The sequence below is a fragment of the Pseudoalteromonas sp. BZA4 genome (genome assembly GCF_040104395.1).
In the GTDB taxonomy this organism is placed as follows: domain Bacteria; phylum Pseudomonadota; class Gammaproteobacteria; order Enterobacterales; family Alteromonadaceae; genus Pseudoalteromonas.
Window position 1 is genome coordinate 26,449 of record NZ_JBECOT010000033.1, and the last position, 20,043, is coordinate 46,491.

At 42.2% G+C, this 20,043-nt stretch carries 21 protein-coding genes and 2 pseudogenes; 11 read left to right on the forward strand and 12 right to left on the reverse strand.

Features of this window, described 5'->3' with window-relative positions; genetic code table 11:
• The first annotated feature begins 123 nt into the window (after positions 1–123).
• The 4 genes from ABMY41_RS13870 to ABMY41_RS13885 all read left to right on the forward strand — a co-directional run bounded on the left by ABMY41_RS13870 (position 124) and on the right by ABMY41_RS13885 (position 3,172).
• Positions 124–663, forward strand: a complete 540-nt coding sequence (locus ABMY41_RS13870) for a DUF2058 domain-containing protein (RefSeq protein ID WP_063701878.1) — start codon at positions 124–126, stop codon at positions 661–663.
• 103 nt (positions 664–766) lie between these two features.
• The gene (locus ABMY41_RS13875; protein WP_289097531.1) at positions 767–1,090 is read left to right on the forward strand and encodes a c-type cytochrome; all 324 of its coding nucleotides are present in this window, start codon (positions 767–769) and stop codon (positions 1,088–1,090) included.
• Positions 1,091–1,219: 129 nt separating this feature from the next.
• Positions 1,220–1,987 (forward strand): class II aldolase/adducin family protein, encoded by a 768-nt coding sequence (locus ABMY41_RS13880; RefSeq protein WP_054552449.1) that lies wholly within the window; start codon positions 1,220–1,222, stop codon positions 1,985–1,987.
• Positions 1,988–1,996: 9 nt separating this feature from the next.
• On the forward strand, positions 1,997–3,172 hold the full coding sequence (locus tag ABMY41_RS13885; RefSeq protein ID WP_054552450.1) for a mandelate racemase/muconate lactonizing enzyme family protein: 1,176 nt from the start codon (positions 1,997–1,999) through the stop codon (positions 3,170–3,172).
• Between the two features lie 65 nt (positions 3,173–3,237).
• Here the strand turns inward: ABMY41_RS13885 and ABMY41_RS13890 are convergent, their stop codons facing one another.
• The 9 genes from ABMY41_RS13890 to zapB form a co-directional block, all read right to left on the reverse strand.
• Positions 3,238–3,612: a hypothetical protein gene (locus ABMY41_RS13890; RefSeq protein WP_287245762.1), complete on the reverse strand. Its 375-nt coding sequence runs from the start codon at positions 3,610–3,612 to the stop codon at positions 3,238–3,240.
• A gap of 8 nt (positions 3,613–3,620) precedes the next feature.
• Positions 3,621–5,168 (reverse strand): S41 family peptidase, encoded by a 1,548-nt coding sequence (locus ABMY41_RS13895; RefSeq protein ID WP_289097532.1) that lies wholly within the window; start codon positions 5,166–5,168, stop codon positions 3,621–3,623.
• A gap of 44 nt (positions 5,169–5,212) precedes the next feature.
• On the reverse strand, positions 5,213–6,055 hold the full coding sequence (locus ABMY41_RS13900) for an amidohydrolase family protein (protein WP_349275088.1): 843 nt from the start codon (positions 6,053–6,055) through the stop codon (positions 5,213–5,215).
• Complete coding sequence (locus tag ABMY41_RS13905) at positions 6,052–6,777, reverse strand: SDR family oxidoreductase (RefSeq protein WP_349275101.1); 726 nt, start codon at positions 6,775–6,777, stop codon at positions 6,052–6,054. The genes ABMY41_RS13900 and ABMY41_RS13905 overlap by 4 nt, the downstream gene beginning before the upstream one ends.
• Before the next feature lie 9 nt (positions 6,778–6,786).
• On the reverse strand, positions 6,787–7,275 hold the full coding sequence (locus ABMY41_RS13910; RefSeq protein ID WP_054563509.1) for a peptidylprolyl isomerase: 489 nt from the start codon (positions 7,273–7,275) through the stop codon (positions 6,787–6,789).
• A 63-nt stretch (positions 7,276–7,338) separates the two neighbouring features.
• Positions 7,339–8,835 carry a LysM peptidoglycan-binding domain-containing protein gene (locus tag ABMY41_RS13915; protein WP_349275090.1) on the reverse strand — a complete coding sequence of 499 codons (1,497 nt, stop codon included), beginning with the start codon at positions 8,833–8,835 and terminating at the stop codon, positions 7,339–7,341.
• A gap of 28 nt (positions 8,836–8,863) precedes the next feature.
• Positions 8,864–9,850, reverse strand: a complete 987-nt coding sequence (locus ABMY41_RS13920; RefSeq protein WP_349275092.1) for an MBL fold metallo-hydrolase — start codon at positions 9,848–9,850, stop codon at positions 8,864–8,866.
• A gap of 68 nt (positions 9,851–9,918) precedes the next feature.
• Positions 9,919–10,206, reverse strand: coding sequence for a cell division protein ZapA (locus tag ABMY41_RS13925; RefSeq protein ID WP_054563511.1), 288 nt, complete (start codon positions 10,204–10,206; stop codon positions 9,919–9,921).
• Positions 10,206–10,436 carry a cell division protein ZapB gene (zapB, locus tag ABMY41_RS13930; RefSeq protein WP_054563591.1) on the reverse strand — a complete coding sequence of 77 codons (231 nt, stop codon included), beginning with the start codon at positions 10,434–10,436 and terminating at the stop codon, positions 10,206–10,208. The genes ABMY41_RS13925 and zapB overlap by 1 nt, the downstream gene beginning before the upstream one ends.
• A gap of 240 nt (positions 10,437–10,676) precedes the next feature.
• Between zapB and rlmJ the strand changes: the two genes are divergently transcribed.
• The gene (gene rlmJ / locus ABMY41_RS13935; RefSeq protein WP_175079149.1) at positions 10,677–11,516 is read left to right on the forward strand and encodes a 23S rRNA (adenine(2030)-N(6))-methyltransferase RlmJ; all 840 of its coding nucleotides are present in this window, start codon (positions 10,677–10,679) and stop codon (positions 11,514–11,516) included.
• A gap of 55 nt (positions 11,517–11,571) precedes the next feature.
• On the opposite strand, the gene ABMY41_RS13940 is transcribed toward rlmJ, so the two are convergent.
• From ABMY41_RS13940 to ABMY41_RS13950, 3 genes are all read right to left on the reverse strand, one after another.
• Positions 11,572–12,381 (reverse strand): META domain-containing protein, encoded by an 810-nt coding sequence (locus ABMY41_RS13940; RefSeq protein ID WP_058583951.1) that lies wholly within the window; start codon positions 12,379–12,381, stop codon positions 11,572–11,574.
• Between the two features lie 150 nt (positions 12,382–12,531).
• Positions 12,532–13,098, reverse strand: coding sequence for an alkylphosphonate utilization protein (locus ABMY41_RS13945; protein ID WP_058583950.1), 567 nt, complete (start codon positions 13,096–13,098; stop codon positions 12,532–12,534).
• Positions 13,099–13,178: 80 nt separating this feature from the next.
• Positions 13,179–13,940 (reverse strand): transporter substrate-binding domain-containing protein, encoded by a 762-nt coding sequence (locus tag ABMY41_RS13950; RefSeq protein ID WP_349275096.1) that lies wholly within the window; start codon positions 13,938–13,940, stop codon positions 13,179–13,181.
• A gap of 104 nt (positions 13,941–14,044) precedes the next feature.
• On the opposite strand from ABMY41_RS13950, the gene ABMY41_RS13955 reads away from it, so the two are divergent.
• The 6 genes and pseudogenes from ABMY41_RS13955 to ABMY41_RS13980 form a co-directional block, all read left to right on the forward strand.
• On the forward strand, positions 14,045–15,322 hold the full coding sequence (locus ABMY41_RS13955; RefSeq protein WP_349275098.1) for an HDOD domain-containing protein: 1,278 nt from the start codon (positions 14,045–14,047) through the stop codon (positions 15,320–15,322).
• Positions 15,323–15,376: 54 nt separating this feature from the next.
• On the forward strand, positions 15,377–15,991 hold the full coding sequence (locus ABMY41_RS13960) for a paraquat-inducible protein A (protein ID WP_175079148.1): 615 nt from the start codon (positions 15,377–15,379) through the stop codon (positions 15,989–15,991).
• A 43-nt stretch (positions 15,992–16,034) separates the two neighbouring features.
• Positions 16,035–16,388 (forward strand): hypothetical protein, encoded by a 354-nt coding sequence (locus ABMY41_RS13965; protein WP_175079147.1) that lies wholly within the window; start codon positions 16,035–16,037, stop codon positions 16,386–16,388.
• Positions 16,389–16,492: 104 nt separating this feature from the next.
• Positions 16,493–17,815 (forward strand): annotated as a pseudogene (locus tag ABMY41_RS13970) (TolC family protein).
• On the forward strand, positions 17,808–19,265 hold the full coding sequence (locus tag ABMY41_RS13975) for an efflux RND transporter periplasmic adaptor subunit (protein ID WP_287243916.1): 1,458 nt from the start codon (positions 17,808–17,810) through the stop codon (positions 19,263–19,265). The pseudogene ABMY41_RS13970 and the gene ABMY41_RS13975 overlap by 8 nt, the downstream one beginning before the upstream one ends.
• Positions 19,262–19,918 (forward strand): annotated as a pseudogene (locus ABMY41_RS13980) (efflux RND transporter permease subunit); the annotation flags it as partial. The gene ABMY41_RS13975 and the pseudogene ABMY41_RS13980, both read left to right, overlap by 4 nt.
• Between the last annotated feature and the right edge of the window lie 125 nt (positions 19,919–20,043).

A 20,043-nucleotide genomic window follows, 5' to 3' on the forward strand; every position in this document is an offset into this window, starting at 1 on the left:
ATCGCGTGTTAATCTCACATCAATATACTCGATTGCTGTGAATCAAGTGGGCTCAGTACTGTTATTTGTTGGCAGAGCTGATTAAAATAACCCTAATACGCATTAATAAATTGGAATTTCGTCATGGGTTCATTACAAGATCAATTACTTAAAGCTGGTCTTACTACGGCACATAAAGCTAAAGTAGCCAAAACAGAAAAGCGCAAACAGCAAAAGAAGAAAAAGAAAGGCGCCACGAGTAATCCTAGCGATCTGCAAAAACATATTGAACAAACTAAGCTTGAGCAGCAGAAAAAAGCCGATGAGCTTAATAAAGCGCGTTTAGAAGAGCAAAAACAACGTGAGCAAGTAGCGCGCGTTAAACAGATTTTAGAGCATCACAACCAAGATGAAATCCGTGGTGATCGCACATTTAACTTCACTTATCAAAATAAAGTGAAGGAACTTGAAGTAAACGAAAAAACACAAAAGGCCCTAGCTGGTGGCCGATTAGCAATTTGTGTTTTAGAAGGCCAATTTTTTGTACTGGAAGACGAACCAGCACGAAAAGTCGCTGAAGTCAGCGAAGACTACATAGTGTTCCATGTTGAGCCTGAAGATAAGCAAAAGGATGAAGATGATCCGTATGCTGATTTTGAAGTACCTGATGATTTAATTTGGTAGTGACTGTTTCTATTGCCGTTACAATTTTCGGGTGCAATATTGTTAAATCATGGTCTACACTAAAGAAAATGTTTAATAACCCGTCAAAAAAGAGAAGATACAAATGAGCAAGATCACGAAAATTTTATGTGGGGCTGGCATTGCAATGACTGCAAGCCTATCTTTCAACACTATGGCTGCGGATGGTGCAACACTATACACAGCTAAGCTTTGCCAAACTTGCCACGGTGCAGAAGGTAAAGCGCCTATCATGCCTCAGTACCCTAAATTAAATGGTCAAAATAAAGAGTACTTACTAGCACAAATGAAAGACATTAAGTCAGGTGCGCGTAGCAACGGTATGGCTGCTGCAATGAAAGCAATGGTTGCGAACGTATCTGAAGAAGAAATGGCTGCAATCGCTGATTACTTATCGCAAGTAAAATAAACGCCATTTTAGCGTGAAAAGGCCACATCAATTGATGTGGCCTTTTTGTATCACCTATTGATCATCTATTAATAGTAATTTAGACTTCTATACATCTATTTGTGCAGTGTCACATATACAAGGTTTTCCATGTTTGACTTACCAAAACTCGATTTAAAAAATAAAGTATCTGAACAAGAATGGCAGCTTCGTGTTGATTTAGCTGCATGTTACCGTTTGGTGGAGCACTTTCGATGGGGGGATTTAATTTATACCCACCTATCGGCACGTTTACCGGGCACAGATCACTATTTAGTTAATGCATTTGGTCTTAGTTTTGATGAAGTGACGGCATCAAACCTTGTGAAGGTGGATTTAGCTGGCAATATTCTTGATGACACGCCATTTAAAATTAATCCGGCTGGTTTCACTATTCACAGCGCGATTCATGAAGTTCGTGATGACGCTCACTGTGTTATTCATTTACACACAAAAGAAACCATCGCCGTTGCAACGCAAGAAAAAGGCCTGTTACCACTTAGCCAATACTCAATGTTCTCATTGCCATCATTGTCTTATCATGGCTACGAAGGGTTAGCGGTAAACAGTGATGAGAAAAAGCGCTTGCAAGATGATTTAGGCACTACTAATCACATGCTATTGGTTAACCACGGTGGCTTAACTGTTGGCCCAACAGTGGGAGATGCCTTTATGAGATTTTATGATTTGCAGCGTGCCTGTGAAATTCAATTGGCTATTCAAGCCAGTGGTCAAACGGCAATTCCAGTACCACAACCTATTATCGATAATATTTATAATCAAGCGAATGTCGTGCATAGCGGCAGCACCGGTGGCCAGTTAGCTTGGCCAGCCATGCTGCGTAAAGCTTATCGTCTTGATCCTAGTTTTGCTCAGTAAGGAGTAACCATGAAAGTTAATCGCGTCGAAGTGTTCGATATTCATTGTCCAGACAGACCTGCTTGGACACCTGTTTTTGTGCGTATTCACACCGATGAAGGTATTAGCGGTGTGGGTGAAGCGGGTCTGGCTTATGATTTAGGTCATAGCGCAGCTGCGGCAATGATCAAAGAAATGGCTGATGCCTTTTTAATTGGTCATGACCCATTTCAAACAGAAAAACTGTGGTCACGAATGCTACGCGAAAGCTTTTGGGGTTTAGGTGGCGGTCCTGTTGTATATGCAGCAATGAGCGCCATTGATACTGCACTTTGGGATATTAAAGGTAAAGCATTAGGCTTGCCTGTTTACCAGCTATTAGGTGGTAAAGTTAACGACAAGCTGCGTACTTATGCATCACAATTACAGTTCGACTGGGACAGCGAATTTAAAGCGCTTGTTCACCCAGAAGAATACGCAGAAGCAGCGCTTAAGGCGATGGCTGAAGGGTATGATGCGGTAAAAGTTGACCCAATCCAGTACGATAAAAACGGCAATACTTATTACGATCGCACTAACATTATTTCTCGTGCAGAAATGAAATTATATCGTGCGCGTATGCAGGCTATTCGTGAAGCCGTCGGTGACGAGGTTGATATTATTTTTGAATGTCACAGCTTACCTGGTGCGACATCAGCAATTCAAATTGGTGAAATTGCTGAAGAGTTCGATTGTATGTATTACGAAGAGCCAGTGAACTACTTAAATCATTCATTACACGCAAAAGTTGCCGACAAAGTAGCGGTGCCAATTGCAGGTGGCGAACGTTTGTATAACCGCTGGGGTGTGCGTCCATACTTAGAAGATCAAAGTATTGATGTATTACAGCCAGACTTAGGCCTGTGTGGTGGTTTCACTGAAACTAAAAAAGTGTGTGATTATGCAGATATCTTTGATGTGCGTATTCAAGCTCACGTGTGTGGCGGCCCAGTAGCAACTGCAGCTTCGTTACACCTAGAAACCGCAATTCCTAACTTCTTAATTCACGAACATCACACCTATGCGATTAAAAAATGGAACCGTGAATTGTGTATCCAAGATCCACAACCTAAAAATGGTTTCTTCCAAGTATCTGAAGAGCCAGGTATCGGTATTGAGCTGAATGACGAAGTTGTTATGCGCTCACAACGTGTTGAGATTAAGTAACACTCACTAATATTTTACTAAAAAAGCCCGTAAGGGCTTTTTTTATATCTGTTTTTTAGTTTAGATTAGTTTATCGGTTTACATTTTACCAAAGGCAGTGGCTCGGTCGCTTTACTATCTAGATGGCGCACAAAACACATTTTATTTTTGATTAATAATTCAAAACGCTCAGGCATAGCTAGCTGTTTACCCATTATCGGGTTACCTTGCGCATCCAGTACATTCATACTATCAGTCACTAATATACTGCTATTTATAAACGCATCATCGGCTATAGCGACAGGCTTGCTATGCATTAGTCTTGCTATCCCTTTTGCTATTAGCTCACTTTGTGGCTCAGTTAACCGCGCATGCTGTAGTTTCGGTGTTGGCTCTTGGCTTTGAGCACTACAGCCTAGCAGTGTCGATAACAGTAATAGACTAGTAAGTAGGACTCTCATTAAAACTCCTACTGCTCTAAAATTTTACTTTGCTGAAGCAAGGTAGAAGTACGGGTATCAAGCACTTTAGGTGTGTCTGTAAAAATAGCCGGTGCATACCCTTGTTCACTAATCGTTGAAGTGGCAAAAGGGCAGCGGCCAGTCTCACGATAACTAAGCGCTGTACTAAGCATAGCTTCATTTTTATCGCCTAATTGATGAGTGAAGTCATCAGCCACAGCACAGCCTGGAACTTTTACAGGTTGAAACTCGCTATCGTTGCTGTTTTGTGGTGAAAAACCATCAGCATACTCACCAAATCCTTTATTATTGACGCCAGTAAATTGAATGCTGAAGTATGTGGTGTCGCAATTATCAGTTGGATAAAAGCCATAGGGTTTACCGCAAGTTGTTTCGCCTATTTGAATTACCTCGATGTCGGCACCGCGTAGGCCATTAATCACTGCCTCACTTGCTGAGCAGGTGCTGCCTGTTGTCAGCACAAAAACGCGCTCTAGGTTCAACGAAGGTAAAGGGGTTCCAGGTCTGATAGCTGGACTGTCGGCAAAACCTAGAAACTCATTGGTAAACTCAACAGGTTTAAGGCGCTCTCCAGTAATAGGATTAAAAGTAGGGTGTTTATCATTAAAAATAGTCTGTTCAAATATTTTACCACTGGTATTGTTTTTGCCTGCCACCATATAAGCAACCTGACTTGCCATTTGAAGGAATCCACCGGGGTTATAGCGCATATCAATAATTAAATCTTTAACATTGCCTGCTGCTAAGCTCTTAAATGCGTCGTATAGAGGTTTTTCTGCTACAGCATTATGACGGTTAAACTGAAAGTAGCCTACTTCACCATTAGCGAAGGTCTTTATGTTGCTAACTGCTTGGCCTGTAATAGTTTGTGCAGTCATAGTGACTTCGCGAATTTCGCTGGTATTAATGTCTTTAAATACAAAAGAGGTCACCTTGCCAGACTCTGATGGAAAGAGGCCTGCATTTAATACATCAACCTCAGCTTGGGTGCTGGCATTAACAAAGTCAACGCCATCCACTTCAATGACTTCTAAGCCTCGGCTTAGATTGAGGTTTGCAGCCGGTGAGTTAGGTTCTGTGTAGCTGATAATCCCTTGGCGAGGGGCGCTGGCACTGATTAACTTAAGTTTAAAGCCATAACCAAAAGATTGTCCTGATTGGCTTTGGGCTTGCCACTCAGCGGTAGGTAAGCTCGAGTGGAAATTATCTTTTTTAGCACCTGAATCTGTAGTGTTTTCAGTTTTTAATAAAGCGAAATAATTTAGTACCCCTTCAGTTAGTGCGGGGTCTCGATCAACTATTTCGTCATACCACAGATAAGTTTCATGGCTCCAAGCTCGCAACCAGTGCTTTTCATTGAGTGCTTGGCATTGTTGGTCAAACTTACTTGATGGCTCAAATACCCCCTGAGTCCATGTGATATCAGCAGCATCGATAACCCCTGACTCTGAGCTACCAGAACCACCACAGCCTGTAATAATAAGCGAACAAGTAACTGCTACAGCAGCAAAAGGCTTTTTAAAATGAACAAACATAACACCAACCTAAACAGCTTTACTGACCTGAATATAGCTAGTCTTTATACAATTTGATAGATTTCGTGGGCATTTTTATAGCTTAGTTTATGCCATAAGCTCGACTGTGAGCACAATGAGTGGTAGTGCTGCCAGCAGTTTGTGTAGCTGGTATTTATCTGGCAAACAGGGAAATTACTGGCAAACATAACTCGATTTTCACCAAAGTATTTTACTAAATTATTAATCAGCCAAAGATGTTTGTTTGTGGCAATTTGTGTGAACTCTAACCCTGAGAACTTTATCGCGATATTATCGCAGCGGCTGAGTTTAATGATTGCTTCAAGCCATATTTGCTCATTACTAATAAAGCCTAAATGATTAATCACTACACGTAATGACGGCAGTGCGGTGCAATATTTAATAAGCTGCTCGGTTACCTGCATGTCTTCAATTTCAAACTGTGCTTCAAAGTGTAAGTTTTCGCTTGCGAGCATGGCTAGGTTATCTTGGCAGTGAGGAGTTAATAAGCGTTTGGTTTCTTCACCTTCGGTTATATCGCGAATACCAACCAAAGATGGATGCTCTAACTTATTGAGTGACGCTTCAAAGTGTTTGCTAGATGCGTCAATCGCGCTGTAGCTGATTGCGCGATAGGGAATGTCATTTAAATGCGTTGCAAGCCAATTAAGCTCATTCACTGGCGCTTGGTTATCAAAGCCGGCTTCAAGATGCACCAGTGCTTTTAGTTGAAATGGGCAAGCGGCTTTAAGCTCTGAAGCAGTTATTTGTTTTTTTATTTTATCTAGATTTGGCCAAGCGGGGGGATTGCTGCCTTGTAGCCAAGTGTATTGACCCTCAGTGAGGTTAAAAAAGTGCACATGGGGGTCAATAATCTTGTCGCTCATTGCGTGGTGTATCCACCATCAATGCTTTGTAAGCTGCCAGTAATAAAGCTTGCTTCTGGGCTTATTAAAAAATTCACCAAAGCAGCAATTTCTTCTGGTTGCCCTAAACGGCCTAGCGGCTGCAGCGCGGCTTCTTCAGCAACAATTTCTGCTTTATTGGCACCACTGCGCTGACAATATGCATCAATCGCATTATGAAACAGTGGTGTTTCTATCGTACCCGGACAAACCGCATTAGCACGAATGTTAAACGCGGCATAATCGAGTGCTGTCGTTTTTGCCATTGAAGCTAGCGCATGTTTGGTGAGGTTATAAGCAAACGAGTTTGGTTTGCCAATGATTGCCTGATCAGAGGCAACCAATACAACACTGCCGCCTTGTTGGCTTTTCATGCTAGGTAATACAGCTTGAATTGCAGCATAGGCACCTTTCACATTGAGCGCAAATAGGGCGTCAAACGTTGCTTCATCGGTATTTTCAATGTTGGCACTTAAATGACGACCTGCATTAGAGATTAAGGCATCGACACGACCCGTCTCGGCAATAATATCAGCGATAACAGACTTCACCTGCTGAACATCACTAACATCACAGTGGCGATAGTTGCCCTCAGATGAGGTGATATCTAAGTTATATACTGTGTAGTCTTCACGTTCTAAACGCTCAACGATAGCTTTGCCAATACCTTTACTGCCACCAGTGACAATTGCAACGTTTGTCATCATTTACCCTTAGTGGCTGTGGCCACAACCGCCTTCACCGTGCACGTGACCGTGTGATAACTCTTCGGCAGTTGCTTGGCGAACATTAATAACTTCAACATCAAACGTTAGTGTTTTACCAGCAAATGGGTGGTTTAAATCACAATCTGCATTGAAACGGCCCACTTTAACGATAGTCACTTGGTGACGACCTTGGTTTGAATGAACGATTGCAGTCATACCTGGCTTCCACACTTTTGTGTTGCCTTGTAAATGCTTAAGTGGAATACGTTGAATTAAATTATCAACGCGTTCGCCGTAAGACTCGCTAGGCTCAAGTGTCACGCTAAAGTTATCGCCAGCCGATTTACCTTCAAGGGCTTTTTCAAGACCAGGAAGCATGCCTTCAGTGCCATGGATATATGAAAGTGGCTCGCCATCTTTACTTGATTCGATTTGCTCGCCTGCTTCACTAAGTGTGTAGTGAAACTCAACCGCTGCGTCTTTACTGATCTGCATGTTATTTCTCTTTAGAATTTAAATATAAGCGCTGATTTTACGCTAACCACAAAGAGTGAGCAATCAAGGCTTTTTCAACGAGCTTTCAATGCCTGACAACATGGCTTCGCTGGCTGGTACTTGCGGCTCAGCGGGTTTTGCTTGCGGTAGGTGCAATGTCAAAATGGTGCCCGGTTTTAAAATGCTGCTGGCACTGAGTTTATTCCATGTTGCAACGTCTTTATGAGGCACGTCGTATAGCTGGCTGATACTCCAAATTGAATCACCTGGTTTGACTAGGTAATCAACCGCAATGGTTGCGATAACTTCCTCGTGCTGTTCAAGGTAAGGGCTAATATTGTAATCAACCATAAGTGATTCCGGCATGGTTTGGGGCTGTGATAAGCGCAATTGTTCACCGACTTTAATCAGGTTACTTGTTTTGCTATTAAGCGCTTTCAGATCCTTCACAGACATATTAAAGCGTCTGGCAATGCCATAAAGGGTATCGTCTTTTTGCACTATATACTCACCGGCAAAGTTGTTGCGAAACAGCTTACTTTGCAGCAGGGTGCGGCGCTCCATAGGTAAAAGCAGAGTATGTGGACCATTTGGCGAGCTTTGGTTTTTTAAATATCCTGGGTTTAATTTGTGGAGCTGGTTATGGCCCACACCAGATAAATTAGCTATCACCGAAAAATCAAATTGCTGGCCAACATCAAATTCTGTGGTGAGTGCTTTATTCGCTAATTTAGGGCGTTTTAAGCCTTGCTCAGGATGCTTTAGTAAATAGCTAAGCGCCAAAAGCTTAGGAATATATTCAGCGGTTTCTTTTGGTAGTGATAATGACCAATAGTCAGTTTTCTTGCCAAGCTTTTTATTTTTTTCGATAGCTTTTTTAACGCGTCCTTCACCACTGTTATATGCAGCAAGGGCATGCAGCCAGTCACCATCAAAGCGTTTATGTAAGTAACTTAAATAAGCTAAAGCGGCATCGGTTGAAGCGAGTATGTCTTGGCGGCCGTCATACCATTGGTCGCTTTGCACACCGAAATGATAAGCCGTTGCGCCGACTAACTGCCAAACACCAACTGCTTGCTCTGATGATCGTATTGTTGGTCTAAAATCACTTTCAACAAAGGGTAATAGGGCCAGCTCCATCGGCAGCTTCTGTTGCTCGATACGTGTGACGATATGATACAAATAAGGTGCCGCACGTTTATTTACTTTAATCAGGTAATTGGGTTGTTTTAAATACCATTTTACTCGTGCAGATGTATGTTTATTGGTTTGAAATACCAGCGTTAAATTGTTGGCGATATGTTGCCACAGATCTTTCGAGCGAGGATTGGGTAACGGCGTGTCGTTGGCAGGCAATGGCACAGCCTTGGAGGGCGATTCAACGGCAGTTGAATCGACAAATTCGCTAGTTGCTTGTTCAGACGTTAAATCGGGCTCATAATGGCTAAAAATCTCCGGCCTTGCCCGTTGTTGTTCTGTTTCTTGCTGAGTTAGTTGGCATCCTTGTATTCCAATAACTAAGCTCAGCAAAAGTAAATATTTCAAACTTACTTGAGCCATATAATAAAATCCTTTTACTATTTTAGCCCTATTTTGACAATTTGCTTTGTTTAAGTCCAGCTTCTAGAAACATAGAAAACGCTCTTTCGCCCACTTCATCAAGCTGGTATTGCTGTTTAACCTCTGCAGGAAAAAGCGGAATTAATTCATTAACTGACTTATCTGGCGAGGAATTTGTCATCTCTTGAATGGTTTTTAAAAACCTTAAAGGGAGTGCAAGTTCAGCAGGTGTCAGTGGCTTACCGTGACCCGGTAAAATTGTTGTCAGTGTGGTATTTTTTTGGATACCTTGCAGCGTGGTTATCCAGCGAGTGAATGTACCATGCCCAGGATAGGGTAAGCTGTCGACTATATCGCCACCTAACAGCACGCGACCTTGATCTGCACTTAAAGTGAGATCGCCTTTCGTGTGCGCTTGATACGGTTTAATAACGATAGGGTAATTACCAAGGTTTAGCTTTGTTGATTCAGTAATGCTAATCGCCGGTGGCTTTAAGGTGAGCTCTCGCCAGCGAAATAAGCGTTTTTTAGCAAGCTCTAGTTTGTCGCGCCAAATAGCTTGTTGATCTTCAGGTTGATTGGCAAGGCGTTGATAGCTCAATTCAATACTTTTTTCATAACCATCTAATTTATCTGTCAATGCTTGCTGCATTGCTACAAACTCAGTTGCTACTTGCTGATGCACAATAAGCTTAGCTTCAGGGAACTCAGCCTGTAAAACGGCCAAGCCTAGCAGGTGATCATCATGATAATGGCTCGCTACTAAATAACATAATGGTGTTTTTAAGCGTTTTTTTAACTGCACTGCGAGCTTTTCTACTTCGGCAAAGTTACCACTGGCATCAAACATTAATGCGCATTCTTTACCTTCAATCAGCACTTGATTCGAATCGTAAAAACGCAGTTTATTTTGTTGTTGTAGAAATTGGATTTCGGGAGTGATGCTATGCCAGCTAACGCTTGCTTGGGCGCTATAGCTTACGAAAAGACAGATCAAAAAAGCACAAAATCGCATAGTGTTTCGCTCTGATAGTGGTTAGTAGAATTGATTGTAAACAAAAAAAGCGCAGGATGCGCTTTTTTCTAAATACTAAGGTGCTGGCTAAGCTTATCTATTAAGCTGTCATGTTGTTGCTCTTGTTCTGCTTGTTGCGATTTAACTTCAAGCAATTCATGACTTAAATGTAATGCTGCCATCAGCAACGCTTTTTGGTCATTGCGAACCGATGAGCGTTGTTTCATTTGCTCCACTAAGTCATTCAAATTTTGTGCAGCAGCAACTAGGGCGTGCTCTTGCCCAGGTGGGCAAGAGAACTCATGTTCTTTACCTAGTAGCTCTACGGTGACCCGCTGACTTTGTGGGCCGCTCATTAGCTAGCCTGTTGAACGCTTTGTAATTTCTCAAGCAGGCCAGTTAGTGTGCTGCTTGTGTCTTTTTGTTTCTCTTCGTTTTCTAGTACTTCTAGTTGCAGAGTTTCGTTCTCATCTAAAAGCTTAGAGTTTTGCTCTTGTAAGCTTTTAACTTCGCTTTCAAGTTCACTGTTGCGAAGAATTAACTTGTCGATCAGTTGTTCGAGTTGGGAAAGAGTTTCGTTATTCATAAATGCGCTCATAAAACTGTGATTATTGTCATGCAAATGTAAAGGAAAGTGTCTTGATATGCCAGCATTTACGGCCGTTTTAGAGGATTTTTATTTATTATTAAGGTGTAATTCAGCGTAGCGGCTTTTTTATTCATTTATGATTCACCAAAGCGCCAGATGCTAGGATCATTTTCTGTTTATCATGTACAATATGGCTATTCATTTTTAATGCAGATTTGCATTTGGCGATTTATAAATATGCTTAGTTATCGACACTCTTTTCATGCAGGCAACCCTGCTGATGTGCTAAAACACCTTGTTCTAGCTGAAGTTCTTAAATACCAAACAATTAAAGACAAACCGCTTGATTATGTGGACACCCACTCAGGTGCTGGCTTTTTTGAACTTGCAGGCAGTGATGCACAAAAAACACAAGAGTATTTAGATGGGATTGCTAAGCTTTGGCAGCATAACAGTGAACACAATGCACTTAATGAGTACATTGAGCTGATTAAATCATTTAACTCAAATGGTAATTTAGACTTTTACCCCGGTTCGCCAAAAATTGCAGAGCACTTTTTACGTCGCCAAGATAACGGTTGGTTCTTTGAGTTGCATCCACGTGACTTAGAGTTACTGCAAGACAACGTGAAAGGTAAGCGTTCTATTCGCGTACGTGGTGAAAACGGCTTTCAAGGCTTAATTGGTTTATTACCACCAGCATCACGTCGAGCTTGTGTGCTTATTGACCCTCCATACGAAATTAAAAACGATTACGATACGGTTGTTAATACTCTTGTTAAGGCGCATAAACGCTTTGCAACTGGAACGTACATGATTTGGTATCCGGTTGTAGATCGTGAGCGAATTGACAGAATGGAAGCGGGTTTAATCGCATCGGGTATGCGTAACATTCAGCTTTTCGAGCTTGCAACAGAGGCAGACACCGACGTTCACGGTATGACAGCATCGGGTATGATAGTGATCAATCCGCCATGGAAACTAAAGCAAACAATGGATGCGGTATTACCAGAGCTTGTTTCATTACTAAGCGATAGCAGTGGTTTTTATCGCAGTGAACAGTTAGTTGAAGAATAATTTCTGCAATACAAAAACGCCCAGCAATTGCTGGGCGTTTTTTATTTAACTGGTGTTAATTCATATAAGTCGCTGCGAAGGTCGCAAGTGGCTCGTCACTATCATCTAACAAGGTTAACTGTTCACCATTGATAGAGTACTTAGCTGTTGCCGCAAGCGCTGCAGACATGGCCGCTTCAATATCCATTTGTGATACACACATTTTTTTGGTGCTTGCTAATGGGTTGAATGTAAGCGTCTGCTCGTTAACCTCGTAACTACCTGAGAAGTTATTACATCCTAAGTGACCATTGGTTGAACCATCGTCTTTAAACTGTACGAAAGGTTCTTTATTTTCAACGGTGATAGCCTCACCGCTGATTGTAACTGCTTTCCAATACGTATTGGTCAATGTAACGTCTGGCTTTTTCGCTGATACTTTTGTCACTGTCACCTTGTACACATCACCAGAGGCATCTTCGGCAAATGGATTATTATGAGTGGTGCTGATGTAAAGTAATTTACCTTGATTCTCAATGCGTGCACTCACGCTGTAGCGGTGACGGTCAGCAATTTTGCTTTCGTCATACTCAAGTGCCACGTTGTATGGTGGTGCACCATTTAATTCAATTTCTTGTTCGCTGATAACCTCTGCTTTGGCATCCATTTTTGATACATCAGCAAGTTGTACTTTTAATACTGAACCCGGTGGCAGCATGCTGCGGTCTAAATAAATAACCTGAGTATTGAGGGTTTTCATTGTTGATTGCTCAGCTTGTGGTGCGGCAGAGTCTTCACCACAACCTGTTAATACTAAGCTGCTCCCTAAGATCATTAAACTGCATAGAGAAGCGCGTTTGAAAGATGAGATGGTATCCGAAGCCATGATTGTTTCCTTGCGTTTTAGGGTTATGCGTCTTTGTAATTGAATAAGCATAAAGTTCGCTGACTTAATCATAGCTTAATTAACAAAAAATGGGCACTAGGCCCATTTTCTTAATTACGGATTCGCTTTAAAAAGCAAATTTAGTGCTCGTTATTTTTTCACGTATTTGGTTAGAATAACAATGCGTTGACCATCAACACGGCCTTCAATATGTTCTGGGTTGCTCGTTAAGCCAATGTTTCTTACTGCTGTGCCACGCTTGGCAACAAGGCTGCTGCCTTTCACATCAAGATCTTTAATAAGTGTCACAGTGTCACCCGCTTGAAGTACAACACCATTACTGTCGATGTGCTTAATATCGTCATCTTCAGCTAGGGCTGTTTGCGCCCATTTTAACGTGTCTTCTTCAAGATAAATCATATCTAGTGCATCTTGTGCCCAGCCGTTATCAGCAGCTAAGCGCTTTAACATGCGATAAGCCACAACTTGTACAGCAGGAGTTTGACTCCACATGCTGTCGTTCAAGCAGTGCCAGTGGTTTGCAGTCAAATCAGCATTGTTTTCGATTTGATCTTTACAAGTTTGGCAAACATAAATGCATTTATCAGAATGAGCCTCTGTAACAGGCGGCACTTCGTATACAGACAGGTTATCTGTAGCGGCACAAAGTTCACATTGGTTATTACTGCGTTCGATTAGGGCTTGTTCAATGCTCATAGGAGGCTCTTTTTAGTTAACAAGGTAAGAAAAACAGCGCGCATTATAGCAAAAGCAGGTTCAAAGCGGAATATCCCTAATTATTGTAGGGGTATGCTTTTTGTGTATTTATTGATTATGGTATCTAAGCTGCCAGAGCTTTTTAATTTTTTGATTGCTGCATTTATTTTCGGTAATAGGGATTGATGCTCACTGCGTAGGCGAATTTTTAGATTACCTAGCGAATGTAATGCGCCAAAGCTGATATCAGCATCAAACAGCTTAGCCCAATATAATGCGGGTAGCTTATCTATTATAACGACCTCAACACGTTGCATTTTTAGTGCCTGAATTAGCTGTTGTTCAGAGTGAAAATCAACCCGTTTAAAGCGGTTATCATCATAATAGTAATAACCTAGAACAGTCCCTACAGGCTGATTGCGAATACTGTCTAGCTGCTGCCATCGAGCTACAGAGTTTGTTAGGCTCACTAGGTACTCATCAACGGTAAATAGGGTGTCTGAGTAACTAAATTGTGGGTTTTGTTTTTCAGCTTGGCTCAGCCATTCGGGGCTTATGACGTCAAAGTCGATATGTCCTTGGTGAAGGTACTTAATGGTTCGCTTTGCAGGAAGCTCGATATGCTGCACTTGAATATCTGCAAGTTGCATAACTTGTTTGATAATTTCAGGGAGGATCCCCGGGTTGCTTTTATCGTCAATATAATAAGGGTAGTAGTTACCTGAGCCAGCCACATTATATTTCAGTACAAGCTGCTCAGCTGAAACTGCTTGAGTAAGAAAAAGTAAAATTAAGAAAATCGAGTTAGAGAAGCGCAATGGTCTGATTGAATTCGTTTTCATGTAACTAGTTTGGTAGGGTTTTTGTTTTTTAGCAAGGCAAACATCTTTCACTATACTTACAACAATAGTAATGTGGAGTTAGCCGCATCTAAGTGAGAAGTAGAATGTCAGAATTAAGTATGGAAGGTAACAAAAGTCAGAGCATGACTCAGTATATAGCCCGGCAGCCAATATTTAATGCTGACAGAAGTTTGTATGCTTACGAATTATTATATAGAGAATCGAGCGATAATGTCTTTCCGGTAGGCACCAGTGATGGCCAAGCAACGGGACGGCTGTTTTTTAACGCGTTAATGTTGATGGGACTCGAGAAGCTAACGGGTTTTCAACCTGCGTTTATCAACCTATCGACTGATGCTATTTTGGATGACTTCCCTAAGTTGCTGCAACCACGCAGTGCGGTTATCGAAATAGTTGAGCGGGCTACTAGCATTCCCAAAGTTGTGAACCGCGTTAAGCAATTAAAACAAGAAGGCTATTTGTTCGCGCTTGATGATTACGATGGCACAGATAAATGGCAAGATATTTTGCCTTTGATGGATTTTATTAAGCTTGAAGTTACGCAGCCGATTATTAAAACCAACATGATGATCAAAAAGCTCAAACGCAGCTTCCCCGAAACTACTATCATAGTGGAGCGCATTGAAACTTATGAAGACTTTAAGCAACTAAAAGCGGCTGGTTGCGACCTGTTTCAAGGCTACTTTTTTGCCAAGCCAGAGCTTTTAAGTTTTGGTAATGTTGAACCATCAAAAGTTGCCGTGCTTGAATTACTTAACTGTACTGCGCAAACAGATTTAAATTTTGACGCAATTCAACAACGGGTTGCTAAAGATATAGGCCTTACAGCACGCATTTTAAAATTAGTTAATGCGCGGATCAGCAATAGTCAGCAAACAATTCGTTCGATTTCACAAGCGGTTATTTACCTTGGTGAAGACGCGATTAGACAATTTGTACGGGTATTAGCGCTGAGCGAGTTAGGCAATGATAAACCGCAAGAGCTAACGAAACTGGGCTTAACAAGAGCTAAATTTATTGCGCTGATGCTTGAACCTGGTGGTAAAGACCTAGCTGAGCAAGGTTATTTAGTTGGCTTACTCTCTGTTTTAGATGCAATTTTAGATATGGAGCTTGATATCATTGCCAAAGAGTTTTCACTGGGTAGTGAGCTTTCGAGCGCATTGTTAAACTTTAATGGCATGCAAGGTGCGAGCTTACAACTTGTTAAGGCGATGGAAGAAGAGCAATGGCAAACTGCTCATGAGCTGCTAATGATGATCCGCCCTGCGTCAAAGATGGATGTGGTTTTTCAAGCTATGTACGATGCCCGTGCTTATGCCGATGAAGTGTTCGCAAGCTTATCATCGGTTACAGACTAAAAGCGCAGAGTTCGTTATTATGCGGGCTCTGAGTATTAAAAAGGTTTGTAACTAATGCGTGTTGTTTTTCCAGTACTGGCTATTTTAATTGCCTTGGCGTTACTAATTCCTGGTGTAACCCAGCCTGTGCTCACCCTAGAAGGAAAAATCGATAAATCTAAGCTTGCCAAAACAGGTATTGAAATGATTGCGGATGAAGGCGATCGCAATACCCGTAGCGTGTTAATGATGGCTTCAAGCATGTTGGGGCTTGATAAACTTGAAGGTGAAATAGATGCCTACAAAAAAACACGCAGCATTTGGGGCACCGTGAATGAGCTAGCCAATAACAAAAACTACCTTGTTGCCGCGCTTGTTGCAGTGTTCTCGATTGTTATTCCCACTTTAAAACTCCTGATGCAATTGCTTTATTGTTTTTTACCTGCGAATAGATTTAAGCATTTGCTCGGTCAACTCATACAGGGCCTAAGTAAATGGAGCATGGTCGATGTGTTTGTGATTGCATTGATCGTGGCCTATTTAGCAGGTAATGCCGATGGGCAAATGGGCGAGCTAATCAAAATGCATGCCGAATTAGGTGATGGTTTTTGGTATTTTACTGGTTATTGCCTGTTTGCTATTGCTGCCAGCAGTAGCATAAAAATAGATAAACCCTTGTCGAGCGCGTAAATTTCGGGCTACAATTTGGGCAATTAATTTTTAAGGTATGATGATGACGCGACTTTCAAGCTACTTATTGATAGCTATGATACTGCTCACTTTTGTGGGTCAGTCAGTTGCGTCTGTTGCTATGGTGTGTGATATGCCACATGCCAGCATGCAAATGGATCATCATGCTAATATGAATGCTGACAACGACATGAGTGATATGGATTGTTGCCATGAAGACGTAATGGATAACAGCGATTGTGCGTGTCCGTTCAATGCCTGTACAGCTCACTCACTCCTGCCGCTAAATGATTTAGTTGTTAAATCAATTAAGCAATCAGAAAAAGTCACCGTGTTAGGCGCCAGCCAGCTTAGTTTCCACGCAAGTTCTTTATATCGTCCACCTATTACTGCTTAAGCAGGATAGGTCTGTCTAAAATTCAGTAAAACGCTGAAATAATCCTTATTCTGCAACCAAAATCTATTGTTTTTTAACCATTTTTAAGATTTTTGGAGCATGTGATGATTCACAGCAAATTGATTAAGGCGCTTTCTCTAGGCGCAGTATTGATAACCTCAAGTTTAGTGAAAGCAGAGCCATTGGCGCTCAATCAGGTAATTGATTATGCATTGACTCACGAGCCTTGGTTACAGGCAAATAAATACCAGCAACAGGCGATAGAAGCGCAAAGCATTGCGGCCGGTACCTTACCAGATCCAGTGTTAACCGTTGGACTCATGAACTTACCAACCGATGGCTTTGCCTTTGACCAATAGGGTATGACGCAATTCAAAGTGGGCTTGTCACAACAATTTAGCCGAGGTGATAGTCTTGCCTTACAGCAACAAGCTTTAAAACAATCGGCTGAACAATACCCTTGGCTTAGAGCAGACCGCCAAGCACAGGTTAAAGCCATTGTTAGCGAAGCATGGCTAAATGCCTATCGCGCACAAAAAAGCATTCAACTGATCAGCCAAGATAAAGCCTTATTTAATCAGCTTATTGATATTACAGAAGCAAGCTATGCCAATACACTTGGTGCGACTCGCCAGCAGGATATTATTCGCGCCCAGCTAGAGCTGACTCGTCTTGAAGATAAACTGGTGATGTTAGAGCAACAGTTTGATAGTGCCAAAAAGCGACTAGCTCAATGGCTACCTATTGAAATGCTAAACGGTGCAGTGAGCGATGAAAATACCAAGGTGGCTGCACTAATGCCTTATCAAGAGCTTGCGCCATCGGGGGTGACTGAAGTGCTGATGAATCACCCGGCAATTATCGCTATTGATCATGCTATGCGTGCCAAAAACACCCAAGTGCAAGTGGCTAAAGAAGCGTATAAGCCGCAATTTGGTATGAACCTAGGCTATGGCTATCGTGATGATACCCCTATGGGTGACTCTCGCGCTGACTTATTCTCTATAGGAGTAAGTGTTGATTTACCGCTGTTTACTGATAATCGTCAAGATCAACAAGTTAATGCAGCAATAGCTAATGCCGAGGCGGTAAAAACCAACAAACTTATTACCCTACAAAAACTGCAAGGTCAGTATTTTAAAGAGCTTAGCCAACTAAGCCGACTTGCTCAGCGCAAAGCACTATATCAACAGCAGCTTTTACCGCAAATGGCGGAGCAAGCCGAAGCAACTTTAAATGCTTACACCAACGATGATGGTGACTTTTCAGAAGTGATGCGTGCACGCATCAGCGAACTTAACGCAAAAATTGATGCATTAAACATCGAAATAGACAAACAAATAACCCTCGCTCGCCTTAACTATTACGCAGCAGCAAAAGATAACCAAATAAATGCAGCACAAAGCCAAGGAGCTAGCAATGAATAACACAGTGAAATTAGTTATCGCCTTGGCGGTAGGTGCGGCATTGGCAACGGCTGTAAATAAACTAGCTGAGACAGATCATGAAGCTATGCCAAGCGCTGAGAAAAAGCCCTTATATTGGGTAGCACCTATGGACAGTAATTACCGCCGTGATGAACCGGGTTTATCGCCAATGGGTATGGAATTAGTCCCCGTTTATGAGGAGCAAAGTAGCGCTGAAGACAGCCCAGGTACTGTGAGAATCTCACCAGCAGTCGTTAATAACTTAGGGGTAAGAACAGCGCCCGTACGGTTTAAATCATTACAAACGACCGTTGATACGGTTGGTTATGTGCAATACGACCAAGACCAACTCGTGCACATTCACCCTCGTGTCGAAGGTTGGATAGAAACCTTATATGTAAAAGCTGCTGGTGACCAAGTTAAGCAAGGCGAGCCACTTTATACCTTGTATTCTCCACAGCTAGTGAATGCACAAGAAGAGCTATTGCTTGCCCTTAAACGTAATAATGCGGTGCTAATACGTGCAGCAAAAGCACGCTTAGCCTCACTGAATGTTTCTGACGATTTTATTGCCCGATTAGAGCAAAGCCAAAAGGTCAGACAAAACATTACCTTTTATGCCAAGCAAAGTGGCGTATTGGATGAGTTAAATATCCGCGAAGGTTTCTTTGTGAAACCGGGCACAACCATGATGAGTATTGCTCACCTAGAAGAAGTGTGGGTTGAGGCTGAAGTTTTTGAGCGTCAAGCAGGGCTTATTCATAAAGGCTTGCCAGTTACTATGAGCTTAGATTACTTACCGGGCAAACGCTGGCAAGGCAAGGTCGATTATATTTACCCAACCCTTGATGAGAAAAACCGTACCCTTCGCGTACGTTTACGCTTTGCCAACCAAGATGGCTTACTCAAACCGAATATGTTTGCTGAAGTGAGTATTACTACTAAGCCAACAGAGCCGCAATTAGTGATAGCAAAAGAAGCGGTGATCCGCACAGGTAGCCAAGACCGTGTCGTGATTGATTTAGGTGAAGGTCGCTTTAAATCAGTCGCAGTGACGCTAGGTCGTAGTGATAATCATGATGTCGAAATTTTATCAGGCTTATTGAAAGACGATAACGTAGTAGTTTCAGCGCAGTTCTTAATAGATTCCGAATCAAGTAAGAGTTCTGACTTTATGCGTATGCAAGAACCAGATAGTGACAGCGCAATGGTCAATGGCGTGATCAACAGCATTGACCGCGAAGCCAGAACGGCCGTGATCAGTCGTGAGGCTATCCCTAAGTGGGGACGCGAGGCTGCAACCATGGAGTTTCATTTTTCGCCGCGTATCGATATGTCTAGTTTACAAAGTGATGATGAAGTGCATTTTACCTTTAAGTTGGTAGACGGTGAGTTTGTGATTTTTGACATCATGACCATGAGCCACCCTATGCAAGGAGAAATGCAATGATAGCTGCCGTGATCCGTTGGTCAGTCGGTAATCGCTTCTTTGTATTACTGCTGTCTTTAATGTTGGCGGGCTTTGGGGTTTTTTCTTTAAAGAATACCCCAGTTGATGCCTTGCCTGACTTATCTGATGTACAGGTTATTGTAAAAACGTCTTACCCAGGACAAGCGCCTCAAGTGGTGCAAGACCAAGTAACGTTTCCTATCACTACAGCCATGTTGTCGGTGCCGGGAGCTGAAACGGTAAGGGGCTTTTCGTTTTTTGGTGACTCTTATGTATACGTTATTTTTAATGAAGACACCGACCTTTATTGGGCTCGTAGTCGGGTGCAAGAGTATTTGAGTCAAGTAAGTGCTCGCTTACCTGACTCAGCAAGGCCTGAACTTGGCCCTGATGCAACAGGGGTGGGTTGGATTTACTTGTATGCGCTGGTGGATAAAACCGGTAAGCACGATATTAGCCAGCTACGAAGCTTGCAAGATTGGTTTTTAAAGTTTGAGCTGCAAACGGTGCCGGGCGTATCAGAGGTAGCGTCTGTAGGCGGTATGGTTAAGCAGTATCAGGTGAATGTCGACCCCGATAAATTGCGTGCTTATGGTATTCCGCTAAGTTTAATTCAAACAGCAATTAAGCAAGGTAACCAAGAGCGTGGTGCACGGCAAGATCATTATAAATTGAACTTATAGAGCAAGTAGTGATCAGATCAAGGCATAATAATTACTTGGTCGCATAAATATGAGCACTACTTTTCTGAAACATTTTAATTCAATTACAGATCCTC